General features: G+C 41.6%; 10 protein-coding genes and 5 tRNA genes. 8 read left to right on the top strand and 7 right to left on the bottom strand.

Annotated elements, in window-relative coordinates:
- Nucleotides 1-61 precede the first annotated feature (61 nt).
- Entirely contained in the window at nucleotides 62-1,477 is a 1,416-nt protein-coding gene (pabB, locus tag BCU91_RS13720) for an aminodeoxychorismate synthase component I (RefSeq protein ID WP_102438147.1), read from the top strand.
- Nucleotides 1,478-1,641: 164 nt separating this feature from the next.
- Here pabB and BCU91_RS13715 read toward each other — a convergent pair whose 3' ends face one another.
- The 6 genes from BCU91_RS13715 to malQ all read right to left on the bottom strand — a co-directional run bounded on the left by BCU91_RS13715 (nucleotide 1,642) and on the right by malQ (nucleotide 13,916).
- Entirely contained in the window at nucleotides 1,642-3,342 is a 1,701-nt protein-coding gene (locus BCU91_RS13715; protein ID WP_347230782.1) for a glycogen/starch synthase, read from the bottom strand.
- A 145-nt stretch (nucleotides 3,343-3,487) separates the two neighbouring features.
- Entirely contained in the window at nucleotides 3,488-4,750 is a 1,263-nt protein-coding gene (gene glgC, locus BCU91_RS13710; RefSeq protein WP_102531721.1) for a glucose-1-phosphate adenylyltransferase, read from the bottom strand.
- A gap of 55 nt (nucleotides 4,751-4,805) precedes the next feature.
- Nucleotides 4,806-7,319, bottom strand: coding sequence for a glycogen/starch/alpha-glucan phosphorylase (locus tag BCU91_RS13705; RefSeq protein ID WP_102531720.1), 2,514 nt, complete (start codon nucleotides 7,317-7,319; stop codon nucleotides 4,806-4,808).
- Complete coding sequence (glgX, locus tag BCU91_RS13700; RefSeq protein ID WP_102531719.1) at nucleotides 7,306-9,435, bottom strand: glycogen debranching protein GlgX; 2,130 nt, start codon at nucleotides 9,433-9,435, stop codon at nucleotides 7,306-7,308. Before glgX ends, BCU91_RS13705 begins: the two co-directional genes overlap by 14 nt.
- A gap of 2 nt (nucleotides 9,436-9,437) precedes the next feature.
- Nucleotides 9,438-11,675 carry a 1,4-alpha-glucan branching protein GlgB gene (gene glgB / locus BCU91_RS13695; protein ID WP_102531718.1) on the bottom strand — a complete coding sequence of 746 codons (2,238 nt, stop codon included), beginning with the start codon at nucleotides 11,673-11,675 and terminating at the stop codon, nucleotides 9,438-9,440.
- Between the two features lie 54 nt (nucleotides 11,676-11,729).
- Nucleotides 11,730-13,916: a 4-alpha-glucanotransferase gene (gene malQ / locus BCU91_RS13690; protein WP_102531717.1), complete on the bottom strand. Its 2,187-nt coding sequence runs from the start codon at nucleotides 13,914-13,916 to the stop codon at nucleotides 11,730-11,732.
- 404 nt (nucleotides 13,917-14,320) lie between these two features.
- On the opposite strand from malQ, the gene BCU91_RS13685 reads away from it, so the two are divergent.
- Both BCU91_RS13685 and asnS read left to right on the top strand, forming a co-directional pair.
- The gene (locus tag BCU91_RS13685) at nucleotides 14,321-14,914 is read left to right on the top strand and encodes a CoA pyrophosphatase (RefSeq protein ID WP_102438159.1); all 594 of its coding nucleotides are present in this window, start codon (nucleotides 14,321-14,323) and stop codon (nucleotides 14,912-14,914) included.
- Between the two features lie 538 nt (nucleotides 14,915-15,452).
- Nucleotides 15,453-16,853 (top strand): asparagine--tRNA ligase, encoded by a 1,401-nt coding sequence (gene asnS / locus BCU91_RS13680; protein WP_102438161.1) that lies wholly within the window; start codon nucleotides 15,453-15,455, stop codon nucleotides 16,851-16,853.
- A 167-nt stretch (nucleotides 16,854-17,020) separates the two neighbouring features.
- Here asnS and uvrB read toward each other — a convergent pair whose 3' ends face one another.
- The gene (gene uvrB, locus BCU91_RS13675) at nucleotides 17,021-19,060 is read right to left on the bottom strand and encodes an excinuclease ABC subunit UvrB (RefSeq protein ID WP_102531716.1); all 2,040 of its coding nucleotides are present in this window, start codon (nucleotides 19,058-19,060) and stop codon (nucleotides 17,021-17,023) included.
- Between the two features lie 1,424 nt (nucleotides 19,061-20,484).
- Between uvrB and BCU91_RS13670 the strand changes: the two genes are divergently transcribed.
- The 5 genes from BCU91_RS13670 to BCU91_RS13650 all read left to right on the top strand — a co-directional run bounded on the left by BCU91_RS13670 (nucleotide 20,485) and on the right by BCU91_RS13650 (nucleotide 20,984).
- Nucleotides 20,485-20,560, top strand: a tRNA-Asn gene (locus BCU91_RS13670).
- Between the two features lie 39 nt (nucleotides 20,561-20,599).
- A tRNA-Asn gene (locus tag BCU91_RS13665) sits at nucleotides 20,600-20,675 on the top strand.
- Nucleotides 20,676-20,698: 23 nt separating this feature from the next.
- Nucleotides 20,699-20,774, top strand: a tRNA-Asn gene (locus BCU91_RS13660).
- A gap of 26 nt (nucleotides 20,775-20,800) precedes the next feature.
- Nucleotides 20,801-20,876 (top strand) — tRNA-Asn (locus BCU91_RS13655).
- A 32-nt stretch (nucleotides 20,877-20,908) separates the two neighbouring features.
- Nucleotides 20,909-20,984 (top strand) — tRNA-Asn (locus BCU91_RS13650).
- The last annotated feature ends 50 nt before the right edge of the window (nucleotides 20,985-21,034 follow it).

Below are 21,034 nucleotides of genomic sequence, written 5' to 3'. Positions count from 1 at the left end.
GGACAATATGATACTCTTTCCAACGTTTTTGGGCTACATCACATTTTAAATAGGTTACAACATGCATTCTCGGGGCAAGCAATCGCTGGCAATTCAGCAACTGGATTGGAATATTAGTACGCACACCTTGTTTGAACATTTCTGCCACAAGCCTTGGGCTATGCTGTTAGATTCGGCCAACGCAGCCCATACTGATGCTAAATATGACATTATTGCTATTAGTCCAATTGCTTGTTTAACATATCAAAATAACCTCAGTAAACTCACTATTGTCGATGAAGCGTTAAGCCCGTTACTAGCGAGCTTTGATAGTCAGCAAGCTGTTTTTGATAATCTAGCTCAGCTGCAGCAAACACTTTACCCGACAAAACAGCCATGCAAGTTCCCTTTTAGCGGCGGCGCATTAGGTAGCTTTAGTTATGACTTGGGTAGAGTGATAGAAAAACTGCCAGACAGCGCTATTCAAGATATTCACTTGCCTGAAATGAGCGTGGGTTTTTATGACTTTTGCTTAATCTATTGCTATCAACAGCAATGCTGGTTTGGTTTACATTATCAAGGCCAAATTGCCCTTGATACTGCATTGAATAAAATTGAGGTCGCAACTAAAAAAATAACCAAAAACAAATCCACGCAGCCAAAATTCAAACTAACCTCCCCTTGGGAGGATCAAACTACAAGCCAGCAATACCAAGAAAAATTTAATAGGGTGCAACAATATTTGCATTCTGGCGATTGCTATCAAATAAATTTAACTCAGCGGTTTTCAGCTAACTATCATGGCAATGAGTGGCAAGCTTATTGCGCGTTATCTGCAGCCAATAAAGCCCCTTTTTCAGCCTTCTTGAGGTTGGAAAATCACTGCATAATGTCAATTTCGCCAGAGCGATTTATTCAACTTTCTGGTGATAAGATTTCTACTAAGCCTATTAAGGGCACCTTGCCTCGCTCAGCAGATGCAGAAATTGATAAACAAAAAGCCCAGCAGTTACAGCACTCAGTAAAAGATCGCGCTGAAAACGTGATGATTGTGGATTTGCTGCGTAATGACATCAGTAAAGTCGCCACTGCGGGCACAGTTAATGTGCCCAAGTTATTTGATATTGAGAGCTTCCCTGCGGTGCATCATTTAGTCAGCACCATTGAAGCTACCCTCGCGGCTAATTTGTCTGCCATCGATATTATCAAGGCAGCCTTTCCGGGTGGTTCTATCACTGGCGCGCCCAAAATTAGAGCCATGCAAATTATCGAAGAATTAGAGCCATCAAGACGCAGTATTTATTGCGGCAGTATTGGTTATATCAGTCAAGATGGCACTATGGATACCAGCATTACCATTAGAACCTTGCTGACTGAAGAAGATAAGATTTATTGCTGGGCCGGTGGCGGTGTAGTGGCAGATTCTAATGCCGATGCTGAGTATCAAGAATGCTTTGATAAGGTCAGTAAGATTCTGCCTATATTAGAAAAGCTCTAAAACAAGCATATTAATTCAACCATAGTAATAGCTCTGTTAAGGGTTAAGCTGAAGCTTACGAAAGTTAACTCAGCTAAAACTTAACTAAGCTAAGGGTTGAGTTAAATCTCACAATCATCACACTGCCGCTTTACTTAACCTTTAACTTAGTAGTAAAAAGGTATTCAACTGTATAACTGCTGGCGATATTGCTTAGCCACCTGTTGCCAGCTAAAGCGTTCTTGACTGGCAGCAATCTCCATTTGACGATATTGCTCAGGTTGCTCATTACTCAAGCTTAAGGCGTTAATTAACACCTGAATAAATTGTTCCGCTTGATGAGCTAAATTATGACCTTCAAATAACCAACCGGTTTGCTGATCTTTAATGGTATCGCGTAAACCACCTACCCCATGGGCAATACACACCTGACCTTGCTTCATGGCTAATAATTGGCTGATACCACAAGGCTCAAAGCTACTTGGCATGACAAACAAATCACCTAACTGATAAAGTTCATCGGATAATTGCTGATCATAGCCATTAATAAACACAAAGTTACTGTGCCTTGATGCGACCTGTTGAAACTCTTTGGCTATGACATGATCGCCACTCCCCAGTAGCATAAACACCCCTTGGGGTTTTAATCGTTTTAACTCAATCAGCATAGCGTCTAATAGGCTTTGGCCAGTACTGTTTGCCTCAACGGGATAGGGTTGACGTAACAGCAACACCTTTTGATCTGTTAACCGCCCTACTGATGTCATTAAGAAATCAATCGAGCTCGCTTGGTTGATTTGTTGCATTAGCCATTGTTGTAAACGCGCTAAAGTTATTTGATCGACACTGCGAGCAGAGTCTGTTTTACCTAACCATTTAATGACTGCATCTTGTGATTTCACTAATAGCTGATTAATCGATTTGTTAGCGGTTTTCTTATCAGGTTTTGCAGTGGTCAATTCACTTTCAGCACTATTAACATCACTATCATTAACACCACTATCATCATTCTCATAAACGCAGCCATTGAGTATTCCTACAATGTCACCACGATTATGTTTATCTAACATGGACGCTTCTAAGCCTTCACCACCAAAAAAACCATTTTGATGATCGGATGCCATTAACACCTCATGAGCATAGGTCGGCGATACTAAATGCACCTTGTCACTGAGCTCAATACCCATTTTCATTGGGTTTACACAGTTAGGATATCGTGGATCGCTTAAATGAGCTTTTTGTTCATCTGTTAAAAGGTGCGTTAGCTCAGGAAACCATGCAGCAAATGATGAGACATCATCACGTATTGGTCTTATGCCCTGCAGGGCTAAATTATGAATTGAGAATACACATTGGCATTGCTTTAACATGGCATATTGTGGGTCAAATGCCCGTAACATCACCAGCATTCCGGCGTGCCAGTCATGCATATGCATCACATCAACTTCGGGGATTAAACCATCAATATAAGCTTGGGCTACCGCTAAATTAAATAAGGCAAACTTAGTGGCGTCATCAGCAAAGGGCCTATCATTACTGCCTGCACAATAAACTTGATTACCCTCGCTATTAAATAAATGATGCTCAAATAAGTATACTTGGCTGTTAAGGTTTGTATTGCCGTCAACACTGGTTCTGGTTCTGGGTCTTGGCATCAGCGCCACGCTGACGATTTCAATATTAGCACCAAATTTTACCGCTACAGTGCCGATGTTATTAGCATTATAAGTTTGTGCAATATAGCCATAATTAGGCATAGCCACATCCACAATAATATCTTCGCTTGCTAATGCTGGAGGCAAGTCGCGAATAACATCAGCCATACCACCGACTTTCGCGCCAGATATCGCGTCGTTCTCAGCTGCGATCATTAATACTTTTTTCACTAGTGAATACCTTTTAAATGCTATTAGGTTTTTTATTTGGTGTTACATGATGTAAAATGCTGAGCCGCCAAGTTTAACCAAAGGGTAAACCTGCAGCTCAACTAAATTGAAAAGCCGACTAAATTGAATAAGTCGACTAAATCAATTACTCATAACCCGTAGGTAAACCGAGCATTTTTCTAGTAACTAGGGTTATGCCTTTTTCTGACACCCTAAATCCACGGGCAATATCTTGGGCACGATTAAAGCCAATTTCCATACCTTCAGGAATGATACAACCGCGATCAATAATGGCATTTTGAATGCGGCAATTTTTAAGTACTACCACATCAGGTAACAACACCGAGTCTTTGACAAAGGAGTATGAACACACACGCACTTCATCAAACAGCACACTACGCTTGACCTTAGCACCTGAAATAATACAACCACCAGAAACGATTGAATCTACCGCCATACCACGGCGATCATCATCATCGAAAACAAATTTAGCGGGTGGAAGTTGTTCCTGATATGTCCAAATTGGCCACTTAGCATCATATAAATTCAGTGCTGGTGTGGGTGACAGTAACTCCATATTGGCTTGAAAAAATGAATCCAAGGTGCCCACATCACGCCAGTATGCTGGCTCATCAGGTACAGCACTGGTGAACGGAAAAGCAAATATATTGGCGTGCTCGATAATGGACGGAATAATATCTTTACCAAAATCTCGGTCTGAGTTTTCGTTATTGGCATCTTTCTTTAACTGATCGAATAAAAACTTAGTGTTAAACACATAGTTGCCCATCGATGCTAAACAAAACTCTTCATTACCTGGGATAGATTTTGGCACGGCAGGTTTTTCTTCAAAGCCGACCACCCGCATATCTTCATCCACTTCCATTACCCCAAACGCATTAGCAGCTTCAGGAATGGGCGTTTCTAAACAGCACACTGTCATATCAGCGCCAGATTCCGCATGAGCGGCCAATAAACCGGCATAATCCATGCGATAAACGTGGTCCCCAGATAACACCATCACGTATTTAGGTAACTCATGACGAATAATATCGATATTTTGAAATACCGCATCAGCAGTGCCTTCATACCAGTTGCCTGAGGTTTGCTGTGATGCTGGCAAGATTTCCACTGACTCGCCCAGCTCTTTCTTAAAGTGGCCCCAACCACGGCTAACATGCCGAATTAACGAGTGAGATTTGTATTGGGTGACTACCCCAACACGGCGGATCCCTGAGTTAATGCAGTTTGATAATGGAAAATCAATAATGCGGAACTTACCTCCGAAATATAACGCCGGTTTAGCACGCCAATCGGTTAACTCATGTAAGCGAGAGCCTCGACCACCAGCTAGAATTAATGCATAGGTATCACGGGTAAGATTACTAATATAACGAGCATTTGACATATATTAAGACTCCTAACTTTAAACTCAGCAACTTGCTGAAAATATAATGGCGTGATTATTTGGCAAACCAAATGTCGTCACGATACGCACTAATAGTGTTGTCACTAGAAAAACGTCCGCTGGATGCAGTATTTCTAATACTCATTTGAGTCCAGTGTTCTTGATTGGCATAGGCAGCAGCGACGTTTTCTTGTGCTACGCGATATGCATCAAAATCGGCGGCGATCATCCATTGATCATATGGGTCTTCAATGGCAGCAATAATGCTGTCAAAAATACCCGGTTCCACTAAATTGAAATGGCCACTTTTAAGCATCTCTAACACATGTTTGAGTGCGGGTGACTGTTGAATATATTGATGGGGGTTGTAGTGAGATTTAAGCTGACTAACCTCGTCAGCATTAAGACCAAATAAGAAGAAGTTGTCATCACCGACTTCTTCAAGCATTTCAACGTTTGCACCATCGAGAGTGCCTATAGTGAGAGCGCCATTCATCATAAATTTCATATTGCCGGTGCCCGATGCTTCTTTACCAGCAGTGGAGATTTGCTCAGATAAATCCGTTGCTGGGCAAATCTTTTCCATGGCGCTGACGTTATAGTTTGGCAAAAAAGCAAAACGTAAATATGGCGTTACCACAGGATCTGAGTTCACCATATGGGCCACATTATTGGCGAGTTTGATGATTTGCTTGGCCATGGCATAACCAGGCGCCGCTTTGCCGCCAATCAGCACACAACGGGGCTGCATCCCTTGGGTATCACCCGCCACAATGCGTTGATATAAATGAATAACATGCAATATATTCAGTAACTGGCGTTTGTATTCATGAATGCGTTTAACCTGTACGTCAAACATCATCTTAGGGTCAAACTCAACCTCACACTCAGCTGCCACTAATTTGGCTAAATCTACCTTGTTATCAAATTTGACGGTCTGCCACTGCTTCAAAAAGGCTTGGTCATCGGTAAAGGCATTAAGGGCTGTTAGCTGGGTTAAATCGGTCACCCAACTATCACCTAAACGGCGAGTAATTAGCTGTGCCAAGCGCGGATTACAATGGGCCAGCCAGCGCCTTGGCGTCACACCGTTGGTTTTATTATTGAATTTGTGTGGCCATAGCTGATAAAAATCATTAAACAAACCAGACTTTAATAATTGGGTATGCAGACCTGCGACGCCATTAACCGAAAAGCTAGCCACAATTGCAAGGTATGCCATTCTCACATGGGGTTCGTGGCCTTCTTCGATAATCGACATCGCCGCTAATTTGTCATTATCACCTGGCCAATGGTGAGCAACGGCTTCGAGGTAACGGGCATTAATTTCATAAATAATGTCCAAAATGCGTGGCAACATGTGCTTTAGCATGCGCACAGGCCAGCGCTCTAGCGCTTCTGGTAGCAAGGTGTGATTAGTGTATGCCACGCTGCTTGAGGTAATATCCCATGCTTGATCCCAATCCAAGCCATAGGTATCCATGAGCAAACGCATTAATTCAGGTACTGAAATACTGGGGTGAGTATCATTAAGTTGCATGGCATTAAGCTCACTAAAGCGACTAAAATCGCTGCCATGAACCGCCACATAGCGCAGTAAAATGTCCTGTAAACTGGCCGAAGATAAAAAATACTGCTGCCTTAAACGCAGCTCTTTACCATTTTCACTGGCGTCATTGGGGTACAGCACCATGGTAATTTGCTCGGCCATATTTTTACGGGCCACGGCCTCGGTATAATCACCATCATTAAATTCTGCTAAATCAAAATCATCAGTGGCTTCAGCTTTCCACAGCCTTAACGTATTAATCCGATCGTTTTTATAGCCGGGTACTGGCATATCGTGTGGCACTGCGTTGACATCTTGAGTATCAATCCACACATAATGACGATGACCTTGTAGATCGACATAGGATTCAGTATGGCCAAAAAATGGCACACTAATGGTGTGATTGGCTAATCTCACTTCCCATGGGTTGCCTTCTCTTAACCAGCGATCCGGTTGCTCTATTTGATATCCATCAACCACTTTTTGCTTAAACATGCCGTATTCATAGCGAATACCATAACCAACAACCGCAAGGTCTAAACTAGCGCAACTATCTAAAAAGCACGCGGCTAAGCGGCCTAAACCGCCGTTGCCTAACCCAGCATCAAGCTCGGCTTCTTGTAAGGTTTCTAAATCTACTGCGTAGCTATTTAGTGCTTCACGAGTTTGGTCAGTTAAATCTAAACTGAGTAAAGCATTACCTAAAGTGCGGCCCATTAAAAATTCCAGCGATAAATAAGCCACTTGTTTTTGCTGATATTGGTTATCCTTTAAGCGTGTTTCTCGCCATTGCTGCAGTAAATTGGCTTTAACCGCTGACGCTAACGCCCCATACATATCATTGGTGGCATTTTCATCACGGCTTAACACCCCTTGAAGCTGTCGCTTAAAGGTGGCATCTAAACTGTCACAAGGATCACAATCTAGATGGTCATTACTTTTTGGTTCACTTTTGAGTGTCGATTTAGCCGCTTTAGTGGCCGGTTTTTTCTCGCGGGTTTTCCTTTTAGTGACTGTCATCGATTAATTCCTTATCTTGAACTAGTTGAAAATTGGCATGAAATAACATCAGGCTTCGACTTTGGAGTACTGCCTTACTTTCTTTAATCAATTCACTTTGCGCTAAATTGTCGTTATTAAGGTTTTGGGTTGACAGCAAGCATTGCCAAGGGCCGTAACAATTTAAACTCGGTAAGGTAAATGATTGATTTTCAACATCAGCATTGAGTACCAGTAATAGTGCGTGGGGTTGTTGCGCCAATTCACCGGAAGTTATCACCACCGCCAAACTGCGACAGCTTTGTTCACTCCATTGGCGTTTGGACATAGGTTCGCCATCACGCCCATACCAAACAAAGCCACTATCACGTTTATTATCAGGTACATGAATAAAGTCTTTATGACATAAAATCGGGAAGCGCTGACGTAAGTTAATTAATTGCGAGGTAAATTCAACTAATGACCAATCAATAGTTTGCCAGTCTATCCAGCTAATCTTATTGTCTTGGCAATAAGCATTGTTATTGCCTTGCTGACTGTGACCCATCTCGTCACCACACAAGATCATGGGTACCCCTTGGGACAGCAAAAGTGTGGCAAGAAAGTTTCGCTGCTGGCGTTGACGAGTTTGATTGATAACTACCTTGCTGGTTTCGCCTTCTTCGCCGTAATTGGCACTGAGGTTTTCATGATGGCCGTCGCGGTTACCTTCACCATTAGCCAAGTTATGCCGTTGGTTAAAGCTGACTAAGTCTTTTAAGGTGTAACCATCATGACTGGTAATAAAATTGATACTTGCCGATGGACTGCGACCATGGTGTTCAAAAAAATCGTCTGAGCCATGAAAGCGTCTGGCAAATTCAGGGAGCATCCCATGATCGCCACGCCAAAAACGGCGCATGGTATCTCTGTAGCGATCGTTCCATTCACTAAATGCGATAGGATAATTACCCAGTTGATAACCACCGGGACCAATATCCCAAGGCTCGGCAATCAGTTTCACCTGACACAACACGGGATCTTGCGATAAGGCATCAAAAAAACCACATCCTGGATCAAAACCATAGGTTTCACGGCCTAAGCAACTGGCTAAATCAAATCTAAAACCATCAACTCCCATGACTTCAACCCAATATCGCAATGAGTCCATAATCAATTGCAACACTTGCGGGTGGTTTGAATTAAAGGTGTTACCACAACCGGTATCATTGATATACAAACGCTGTTCGTTAGACACCAATCGATAATAGTTGGCGTTGTCGATGCCGCGAAAGCTTAAGGTGGGCCCCAAACGACTGCCTTCTGCGGTATGGTTATAAACCACATCTAAGATCACTTCGATACCCGCATCGTGCAGGCTATCAACCATGTCACGAAACTCAGTAATACTCTCGCCACTCATATAAGCTGCGTTGGGTGCAAAAAATCCAATGCTGTTGTAGCCCCAGTAATTACTGAGGTTCTTTTCGATTAAAAATGGCTCATTGAAAAAGCTTTGCACTGGCAGTAGTTCAACACAGTTAACCCCTAACTGGGTTAAATATTGGATACTGCTGGGGGCTGCAAGGCCAGCATAAGTGCCTTTAATATCATCATTTACTTCAGGATTTAACACACTAAAACCTTTCACATGGGTTTCATAAATGATGGTTTGCTCTAAAGGAATATTAAGCCTTTTAACCGGTCTGTTTCTTAGTGCTCTGTCATCTACTACACAGCATTTGGGCATGTATTTGGCGTTATCTTTGCTGCAAAAGGATAAATCAGAATCAGGGCTATCAATTTGATAGCCATAAGTTGCATCGTTAGCTTCAAGTTCACCAAACAGCTGCTTGGCGTAAGGGTCTAGCAATAGTTTATGATGATTAAAGCGGTGCCCAAGTAAGGGTTGATAGGGTCCATAAACCCGATAACCATATAAGGTACCCGCTTTCGCTTGTGGCAAGTAACCATGCCAAATTTGTCTGGTTTTTTGGGTTAACGGAAATTGTTGTTCGTTAAGCCCAAACTCGTCAAAAAGACATAGCACCACTTGGGTGGCGTTAGCTGAAAATAGCGCAAAGTTCACGCCATTTTCATCAACGCTGGCGCCCAAGGGGTAAGGCTTTCCTGTAAGCAAAGGGTTAACCGATTCCATAGTTAATCCTCTTCAGATTCTAAACTGGTGTGGGCGGCCTTAACACTGAGCACAATCGTCGCCAATGGCGGTACAGTCACCAGACCACTGCGTGCCATGCCTTGCCAGTCAACATCGGTATTAATAATGGTGTCATTGCTTACCGCGCTACCGCCATAACACGGGCTATCACTATTGAGCACTTCGATATAATCATTTTCAGAAGGTAAACCGACCCTAAAGTCGTAATGCACTTGCGGGGTCATATTGACCACAAATATTAAATGCTGCCCACTGTCTTTGGCATAGCGAATAAAACTAAAGATACTGGCATCACCATTATCACAATCCAGCCATTGAAAACCTGATGGCTGATGGTCCAGTTCATATAAGGCAGGGCTTTCACTGTATAAGCTATTGAGATCTCTAACCCAATCTTGCATGCCTTGGTGCGGCGCGTATTGCAGTAAATGCCAATCTAGGCTTTGGTTATGATTCCACTCATCACGTTGGGCAAACTCTGTGCCCATAAACAGCAGTTTTTTACCTGGATGGCCCCACATAAAGCCTAAAAAGCTTCTTAAGGTGGCAAACTTTTGCCAATCATCACCGGGAATTTTATGCAGTAACGAGCCTTTACCGTGCACCACTTCATCGTGACTTAAGGACAAAATAAATTGCTCGGTATAGGCATACACTAAGCTAAAGGTCATTTCATGGTGGTGATGTTTACGGTAAATGGGATCGCGACTAAGGTAACTCAAGCAGTCATTCATCCAGCCCATATTCCACTTAAAGCCAAAGCCTAAGCCACCATTTTCAGTGGTGTCTGTCACTCCGCCCCAAGCGGTTGATTCTTCTGCCACCATAGTGACACCTGGGTAGGCGGCATAGATTCGCTCATTGAGCAATTTCAAAAATTCAATGGCTTGAATGTTTTCGCGTCCGCCATACTCATTAGGCAGCCATTGACCAGATTCTCGGCTGTAATCGAGATATAGCATGGAAGACACGGCATCTAGCCTTAGCCCATCGAAGTGAAACTCTTCAAGCCAATAACAGGCATTACTGAGTAAAAAGCTTTGTACTTCGCCGCGGCCGTAATTAAATATTAAAGTGTCCCAGTCAGGATGCTCCCCTTGACGTGGATCTTGATGTTCATACAAACAACTGCCGTCAAACTTAGCCAGTCCATGAGGGTCTTTAGGGAAATGAGCCGGCACCCAGTCTAATAAAACCCCAATATCATGTTGATGACATTCATCTATAAAGGCTTTTAAGCCAACGGGATCACCAAAGCGGTAAGTTGCTGCATATAAACCAACAGGTTGATAACCCCAAGAGCCATCAAATGGGTATTCACTGATTGGCATCAGTTGCAGGTGGGTAAAGCCCATTTCTTTAAGATATGGAATCAATTCATCAGCTAAGTCTTGATAACTGAGGTAACTATCGCCCCACTCACCTTTACGCTTCCATGAAGCGAGATGAACTTCATAAACAGACATAGGCAATTGATGTAGTTGCTGTTTTGCGCGCTGATTAAGCCATTTTTTGTCTTGCCATTTATAATCAGTTTTGTGTGGAACAACCGATGAATTACCCGGCGCTGCTTGCATTTGAATCGCATAAGGGTCGGCTTTTTCAGTTAAAGCGCCATCTTGTGTAGTGACACTAAATTTATAAAATTGGCCTGCATCAGCATTGGGAATAAATATTTCCCAAATGCCATTATTAGGATGAAAGCGCATGATATGGGCTCTGCCATCCCAATGATTAAAATCACCTACTACGGCAACTTTTTGAGCATTCGGCGCCCAGACACAAAAATGAACACCTTCTACACCTGCGATAGTCTTCCAGTTCGCACCTAGAAATTGGTAGCTTTTTTGCTGCTTTCCTTCAGCAAATAAGTAGATGTCATCATCATCCAGCAAGCTGCCAAACTGGTAGGGATCGATGATGGTTTCAATACTCATTGGATAAGTCACTTTTAAGCTATATAAAAATGGCTTAACCCGTCGTCCCATAGTGCCAGCAAATAAACCCTGCTCATCAACTTGGGTTAATGAAGCGACTTTTTTACCATCTTTTAGACTGATCACTTCAACTTCTATTGCACCTTTGACGAAGCATCTAACGATCAAAGATTTGCCATTGTCGGCTTTATGCATACCCAGTAATGAAAATACATCAGTAAAATTACCACTCAGTAATGCGGTATCGGTTCCATGATTAAAATAAGGGGCATTATTAGTCATTTTGCATTGCTCCATAAATGTTTGAATTAATGATTACGCTGTTCGTTATTCGCATTAGCCGTAAACAGCCCATTCAGGCTTGCCGCTGTCATCTATATATTTGCTACGTCTGGTTTTATTGATGGCATCGAGCCTGTTATTGACTGTTGAATCTGCTGAAATTTGTTCTAAAGTGCGACTTAAGCGTCGACACCAATTGGGGTATTGTTTCCAAGTACCGGGAATGTTTATCGGTTTGACTTCATCGATCAGATCGTCAATTTGAATGCTATATAGGGCTGAATTACCCGATGCCGATAACTGGAGCCAAGCAAGCATTAATTGCTCAAAATCAACTTCACCCATCACAATATTGGCTTTGATAAGATGATGCTGACTAAGTAAATCCAGTAGTTGTTGTTTCTCTATCAGCCTTAGCGATTTGGCCTCATCAAGTTGTTGCTCGTTGTCATACAGATTTAACTGATGCCGTAATTCAATATCTGCCGCAGTCCACCACGCCGTTAATGTCGGCACATCATGGTTTGCTAGCATCATCAAACTGTGAGACTTATAAAAGGCGGGGTTCATAAAGCCGTCATGATGTTTAGCAAAGTAAAATAGTTCGTTTGAAAATATTTTTGCTTTAGCTAGGTTGGCGACAATTTCTGGCGGCACTATGCCAAGGTCTTCGCCAATTAACACACATTGGGCTCGCTGACTTTCTAGGCACAAAATGGCTAATAAAGTATCCAATGGGTAATACACATATGCCCCATTGCCTAAACCTTCCTGCTTAGGCCACCACCATAAGCGTAATAAGCCCATGACATGATCGATTCGTAAACCGCCACAAGACACCATATTCGAGCGGATCAAATCAATGAAATGCTCAAATTTATGCTGGGCTAATTTGATAGGGTCAAATGGCGTTAAACCCCAGTTTTGCCCTTGAGGGGCAAAAGGATCTGGCGGTGCACCAATATTGGCATTGGTACAAAAATTATCGATATTTGCACAGACTTCAGCCCCCGTAGGCGAGGCACCGACTGCCATATCACGAATTAGCCCTAAGGACATGCCTGCAGTTTTGGCTTTTGCCTGACACTGAAGTAATTGCTCATAAGCGATAAATTGTAAATAACACAGAAATTCTGCATCTGTAAAACACGAATTTCGCTGTTGCTGGTGGGTGACATATTGGCTTAAACCTTCACCCTGCTGTTGCTTAAAACAGGCAAAGTCTAGATAGCGTTTACTGTGGTTGTTTTTATGCTCTTTAATAAACGCGTTAAACAGCATTTGATAAATAGAAAATTTAGTTTCATGTATCTCGCAGTAATCAAGCAATCTAGACTGAGCTAATTGATATTGTTTATTTCGCCAAAGCTTAGAAGTTATAACCCCTTCAATGGCAGCGTATTCAGCCACTGACTCGATGTGAATGTATAACGGATTAAGTCGACGTCTATCTGATGGGCTATAAGGGCTGGCACTTTCTGGTAAATCCAGAGCGTGTAATGGGTTTAGTAAAATAAAATCTGCGCCTTTGGCAGCAGCTAACTCGATGAGCTTTTGTAAATCATTAAAGTCACCAATCCCCCACTGGCTTTGGCTAGTAAGGCTATAAAGTTGGGTGCTAAGCCCCCATTTGGCTGTTTTACTGTCAGCATGAACATAGGCGCTGCGCGGCGCAATCATTAATTGACCGGTATATGTTTCACTGGAGCTTGCAGATTCAACAGTGGCACTGATACCGTGGTAACCAAGGCCTAGCGGGGCATTAATGTCATCATTTAATTGATACTGATATTTAAGATAACTGATACCATCAATGCCATAATCACCCACAACCCGCATTTGGCCGAGGCTGATTGGAAAATGAAATTTATCACCATGTTCAATTTCAATCTCAACTTTTATGCTGCCAGTAAAATGCTCAGGTAAATGAAACTCAACAATAGGGTCATCCACATAGCTCCATTGAAACCCGTGCAGAGGCTGTAACCATGGCGCGGCATCTAATTCAAAAATTCGTTGCTGAATAAATTCATCGCTTAAAGTCGAGCTAACAAAAGAACGATTAGCAGCAATATTATTTAGCGTGTCACTAGTTGATGCACCTTTAGTTGATGCATCATTAACACACATGGATTGTAAAATTCCATTTCTATCTAGAGGCTGGATCTGTACATTGTTGCCAAAGCAATCTATAAACTCAGCGCCTACGCCTTGCAAATACAGTAACTTCCCTAGTCCCATATTTGTCGCCCTCGCGAATGTCTTAACTGATTAATAACCCAGCAGTTACCATGCCAGCACAACATCACAGTTTAACGACAGTTTAATTTCAATCAGGTTACAGAATAAAAAGACCAAATTTCAAAAACTTAAAACCAACTGATTGTAAATTAAATTTACAAACTTGTTTAAAACGAAATTAAAAGCGTAATTAAAAACAATCACTTTGGTGCATTAACGCACAGCAAACGTGCAAAAAAAACAAACCCAATTTTACTGCAGGGCCTATAAAGAAAAATAACAGCCATAAAACTTTGCTTATAAACAGCTTAAAACCGTCAAACTTACGGTTATTGTGCTAATTTAAAGGGAAGACTTGCGCCATTTTATTTTTATAAAACCAATATGATTATCTGGGACGTTTGATGAATACTACGCAGTTCAATATTCACTTTTCATTGCAAACATTAACAAACCATATTGTTTCCCCACCAAAAGAGCTTCGCTCTAGAAAAGCCGCGGTATTAGTGCCTTTACTCGAAGTAGATGGCGAGCTTCAACTGTTGCTAACCAAAAGAGCATTACATTTACGCGCCCACCCAGGTCAATTTAGTTTCCCTGGCGGTAAAGTAGATAAACAAGATAGCAGTATGATTTTTACTGCCCTTAGAGAGGCTGAAGAAGAGATTGCCTTATTACCTGAAAATGTTGATGTGATCGGTACATTTCCGCCCCATACAACCTTTACCGGATTTGAAATAACCCCAGTTATCGGCATTGTTAAACAACCTTTTGAGATAGCGCTAGATCCAGGAGAAGTCGCCGAGGCTTTTTGGGTGCCACTTAAACACTTTTTAAACCCTAAAAATCGACACAGTATTCAGTATCAACGTCATGGCAGCTTTTATGATGTCCATTATATGCCCTATCAAGGTAAATTCATTTGGGGAGTAACAGCGGCAATCATTAATTTACTCTGTTGTCATTTAAACAATTCAGCTAACGTTTTTAATGGTTAATAAAAGAAACTTAAGTTTAGTTTCACTACAAACGAGATGATACCAACCATTCAAATAAGCTAGCGAATTACAAACCCGCTACCTGTGACATATTCAAGTGTTACAGTTAAAGCAGGCTCTCAGAATAATCGGTTCTCAATCCTTTTGAGCTCGCTATATTGGAACTAGCTATAATTTAAATCGCTATAACAGCGGCTTCTATTAGCATAAGTCTCACTAAAATCCCCAAACTGGAAAACGGCTAAGCGCCAGCCACTGATAGCAGCCTAAGTAAGACTTGTATTAGCCTTGGTCATCTACATATCACCGCTAGTTAAGTTTGGCAGGTTTTAAATACATCACTTTGTCATACGCTTATAACTGAATTTTCAGATAAAAAAGTAATATTGCCGCAATATTTTTAAGCAGATTCTGCTGGGTTTGTTAAAACTTGTGAAAATATCTGCCTGCAAGCGGCTTTTACCCTTGTGAAAAGCCCATTTCAAGGTAATATAAAGCCCCTATTTATATCATTGATTCATTGGAGAACTAAGCAACAATGAGCATTACATCTGTCGCTTCTGTATTTAAAGGTGACTTTGCGATCGGTTCGCAAGTTACGGTACGTGGTTGGGTTCGCTCACGCCGCGATTCTAAAGCTGGTATTTCATTTCTAGCCGTTTATGACGGTTCATGTTTTGATCCTATTCAAGGTGTTGTACCGAATAATTTAGAAAATTATACCAATGAAGTGCTAAAGCTTACTGCTGGTTGCTCTGTGATCATGACTGGTGAAGTTGTTGAATCTCCGGGTAAAGGCCAAGCATTTGAAATGCAAGTAACCAAGGTTGAAGTTGCAGGTTTAGTTGAAGACCCTGATACTTACCCTATGGCTGCTAAGCGTCACTCAATTGAGCATTTACGCGAATTAGCTCATCTTCGCCCACGCACTAACATTATTGGCGCAGTGGCCCGTGTTCGTAACTGTTTATCTCAAGCTATCCATCGCTTTTACAATGAACAAGGTTATATCTGGGTTTCTACACCACTTATCACTGCTTCTGATACTGAAGGCGCGGGTGAAATGTTCCGCGTTTCGACGTTAGATTTAGAAAATCTACCCCGTAACGATCAAGGCACGGTTGATTACAGCGAAGACTTTTTCGGTAAAGAATCATTCTTAACCGTATCAGGTCAGTTAAATGCTGAAACTTACGCTTGTGCATTATCAAAAGTGTATACCTTTGGCCCGACTTTCCGCGCTGAAAACTCAAATACTAGCCGTCATTTAGCTGAATTTTGGATGGTTGAACCTGAAGTGGCTTTTGCTGATTTAGATGATGCGGCCAAACTTGCTGAAGACATGCTGAAATTCTGTTTCAGAGCCGTTCTTGAAGAACGTCGTGATGATTTAGAATTCTTTGCTCAACGAGTAGAGAAAACTGCCATTGAGCGTTTAGAAGCATTCGTGACCAGTGACTTCGCCCAAATCGATTACACTGATGCCATTGAGATTCTTAAAGCTTGTGATAAGAAGTTTGAGTTTGATGTTGAATGGGGTATCGACTTACATTCAGAGCATGAACGCTACCTTGCTGAAGAGCATTTTAAAGCGCCTGTTGTTGTTAAAAACTACCCTAAAGACATCAAAGCATTCTACATGCGTCTTAATGATGACGGTAAAACTGTAGCAGCAATGGACGTATTAGCACCAGGTATTGGTGAAATTATTGGCGGCGCACAACGTGAAGAACGTTTAGACGTTCTTGATGCTCGTCTTGCTGAGATGAACTTAGACCAAGAAGATTACTGGTGGTACCGTGATCTACGTCGTTATGGCACTGTGCCACACGCAGGTTTTGGTTTAGGCTTTGAGCGTCTAGTATCTTATGTTACTGGCGTAAGCAATATCCGAGACGTGATCCCATTCCCACGTTCACCTAAGTCAGCCAACTTCTAAATCTAACTGGCTCACTCAATAAAAACGCGCTTAATTAGCGCGTTTTTTTATGGCTTAAATATGGCAAAATACCTTTGAATTTCATTCAATAAAAAAGGCTCTCAGCAAAGTAATTATCACTTTAAGCCATTATTTAATACGTTTTTTAAGAACTGATATTTTAATCGTTAACTGTTAATAATGATTTTATCTCGCAATTGTTTTACTTCATCTCTTAAGGCTGCAGCTTGTTCAAATTCAAGGTCTCGCGCATGTTGATGCATCTGCTTTTCAAGTACATCAATCTGCTTGGCTAACTCTGCAACACTTAGCACCTTAGTGTCTTTATCGCCATATTCAGGCGATTTCTCTGCAACTTTACCGAAGGCGGTATATTGATGTTTACTGTTACCACGGTGAGGATCGCCTAAGTCCATCACATCGGTGATTTTCTTAACTACCCCTTTAGGTACTTGGCCTAATTTCAGGTTATGCTCATGTTGTTTGGTGCGGCGACGTTCGGTTTCTTCCATGGCTTTTGCCATAGAGTTGGTAATTTTGTCAGCATATAAGATCACTTTACCGTTAACATTACGTGCAGCGCGGCCAATGGTTTGGATTAAAGAGCGCTCAGAGCGCAAAAAGCCTTCTTTGTCAGCATCAAGAATACACACTAAAGACACCTCAGGCATATCGAGTCCTTCACGAAGTAAGTTAATCCCCACCAATACATCGAAAACGCCAAGCCTTAAGTCACGAATAACTTCGACTCGCTCAACGGTATCGATGTCTGAATGTAAATAGCGTACTTTCACCCCATGTTCATCGAGGTATTCTGTAAGATCTTCTGACATCCGTTTGGTTAAGGTTGTGACTAAAACCCTTTCATTGGCCGCGACACGCTTTGGAATTTCAGATAATAAATCATCTACTTGTATCGCCACTGGGCGCACTTCTAATTCAGGGTCTAATAAACCTGTCGGCCTAACCACCTGCTCTGCAATTTCGCCATCACTTTGTTCAAACTCATAATCACTGGGCGTGGCAGAGACAAAAATGGTTTGAGGCATTAATTGCTCAAACTCTTCAAACTTAAGCGGCCGGTTATCTAACGCTGACGGTAGTCTAAAGCCATATTCAACTAGGGTTGTTTTACGACTTCTATCACCTTTATACATAGCGCCAATTTGTGGCACAGTAACGTGTGATTCATCGATAATCAGCAGGCCATTTGCTGGTAGATAATCTAATAAGGTAGGCGGCCCATCGCCTTCTGTACGACCTGATAGATAGCGTGAATAGTTTTCAATACCAGAGCAATAACCCAGTTCGACCATCATTTCAATATCGTATTGCACCCGTTCGGAGATCCGCTGCGCTTCTATTAGCTTATTGTTATCCAAAAGCTCCTGACGGCGTTCTCTTAACTCTTCCTTAATATGTTCCGTTGCTTCGATAATCGTTTCACGAGGAGTGACATAGTGACTTTTAGGATAGACTGTGGTTCTTGCTAAGCGCTTAGTAACCTGCCCTGTTAATGGATCAAATTCACTGAGCTGCTCAATTTCATCATCAAATAATTCAATTCGTATTGCATCACGCTCTGATTCAGCAGGAAAGACATCAATCACTTCACCGCGAACCCTGAAAGTACCACGCTGTAAATCAATATCATTGCGAGTGTATTGCAATTCACCTAAGCGGGTAATGATGTCTCTTTGTCCCATCAGATCACCCTGACGAAGATGCAATAGCATTTTCATATAAAGTTCGGGGTCACCTAAACCATAAATTGCCGACACTGAGGCTATCAGCACCACGTCTTTGCGTTCTAATAAGGCTTTGGTTGCAGAGAGCCGCATTTGTTCAATATGCGCATTGACCGAGGCATCTTTTTCAATAAAGGTATTTGACGCCGGAACATAGGCTTCTGGCTGATAATAATCATAATAAGAAACAAAATACTCTACGGCATTATTAGGAAAAAACTCTTTCATTTCGCCGTATAACTGCGCTGCAAGGGTTTTGTTTGGCGCCATGATAATCGTTGGGCGTCCTAAGGTTTGAATAATATTAGCTACCGTAAAGGTTTTACCAGAGCCCGTAACCCCTAATAAGGTCTGCTTAGCCACGCCTGCATCTAAGCCATCAACTAATTGCTTGATTGCCGTGGGCTGATCACCAGCAGGTGTATAGTCTGATACAAGATTAAAAACCGATTCTGACACTAGGATATATCCTTCTTTGTTGAAGGTGCATTTTATACTGAAGCCATCCATCTTTGCGAATGAGATTTATAGAAAACAACACTTAGCAGTAATTTATTACATTTCAAGCTTAGAAATATGAAATATTGCTACAAACGGAGTTTTAGGCTGCATTAGGTGAACAAAGTGCCTAAATCCCTTCATGAATGCACCATTTAATACACAACATTAACTTAAGCTTGTTTACATTAAGGCTCGCTAAACAACATTCATTAAAATAAAAGCATTGCATTTCTTATCACTCTGAAATCAAACAGAATTTTATTTATGCTGAATATTGGTAGATTTTAAGTCACTACCAATGTTTATAAGGGCTTGAGGGCATATTTCAAGAGTAACACACAGGCTTATCCACAGATTTAGTGGATAAGTCACTCTAACCCAATACTGATGGGCTATTGCAATAGGTGCGGTTTAATAAAATCGTAAAAAAACTATCATGAAATAAAATTACATTTGAAAGTTAGACTTACGAACTAGAAAAAATTTACATAACAATTGCACTGTTTCGATTATTAGGTTTTAGCAAATTAAATAGCATGTGATTAACATCAAGCATTTAGCTTAAAATACCTGCTTGATTCTATATCCTGACTTACTTTAATCAAGACGTTAGCTCAGTACACTCAAGCTGCATATCACCCATTACTACTAGTATACTTACTCCATTTTTAACTATTCTGCCAAGAGTGAAACAAACTGCTGCGCAACCTTTATTGGTATTCCCTATTCGGTGTTGTTAAGAATGGTGAATAAGCGCTGATACCTGCGTTGTGACATAAGCAAAGCTTCAATCAATTTTAAATCCAATTAACAGCGTTACGAATAGCGCTAGCTGATGGATCAATTTGATGGCAGTTATGACTAGAGATATCAAGCCAGCAAACGCTATAACTCAAGTCGCCCTATAAATGTACAGCGAGCATCTTATATTAGCCGCTTGACCAAGCAGTGGGATACGTCTTTATTTTACTCAGCTTGCTTGAACTTAGCTAATATAGAAGCGTTTAACTGTCCTTTAGTTGCGACAAGTGGTAATGACCATAAAGCTTAAATTGACCAGGCAGGCTTATTTGCAGATTCACTTGAGCACTAAAAAGTAATCTAAAAGTGACATTAGGCGTATTGAACATTTAAATCAGCTTGTTTTAGCGCCGATATGAAAATATAAGCTTTAGAAATACCAAGCATTTATTTCTAAAAGCTGTTTTAATCAAAAAATAAGTTAACTAAAAAACACCCATAACGGCCATTTATAAGCCTCAATGTGTATTAGGTGAGCAGTTAACATCAATTTTTCACTTTTTTTTATATCTCGAGTTGACGGATTGATCAGGGCGTTTTACTATGCGCTCCGTTCTCAGCAATACATTGCTAAAGACGATTCCCCTGTAGTTCAGTTGGTAGAACGGCGGACTGTTAATCCGTATGTCACTGGTTCGAGTCCAGTCCGGGGAGCCAATTTAGTTTAGTTAGTTGAAAATAAAGATAAAATGAAATTCCCCTGTAGTTCAGTTGGTAGAACGGCGGACTGTTAATCCGTATGTCACTGGTTCGAGTCCAGTCCGGGGAGCCAATTTTATCTTAGTTTTAATCGATTCCCCTGTAGTTCAGTTGGTAGAACGGCGGACTGTTAATCCGTATGTCACTGGTTCGAGTCCAGTCCGGGGAGCCAATTAAAACAAATTTTGAAGCAACGATTCCCCTGTAGTTCAGTTGGTAGAACGGCGGACTGTTAATCCGTATGTCACTGGTTCAAGTCCAGTCTGGGGAGCCACTTCAAAATAGTGTAAAAATTAAAGTATCGATTCCCCTGTAGTTCAGTTGGTAGAACGGCGGACTGTTAATCCGTATGTCACTGGTTCGAGTCCAGTCTGGGGAGCCACTTTAATAGTATGTTTGTAAAAATGAAGTATCAATTCCCCTGTAGTTCAG

Source organism: Shewanella sp. 10N.286.52.B9, assembly GCF_002873635.1.
Classification (GTDB): Bacteria; Pseudomonadota; Gammaproteobacteria; order Enterobacterales; family Shewanellaceae; genus Shewanella.
This window is presented reverse-complemented; position numbering and strand designations above follow the sequence as displayed.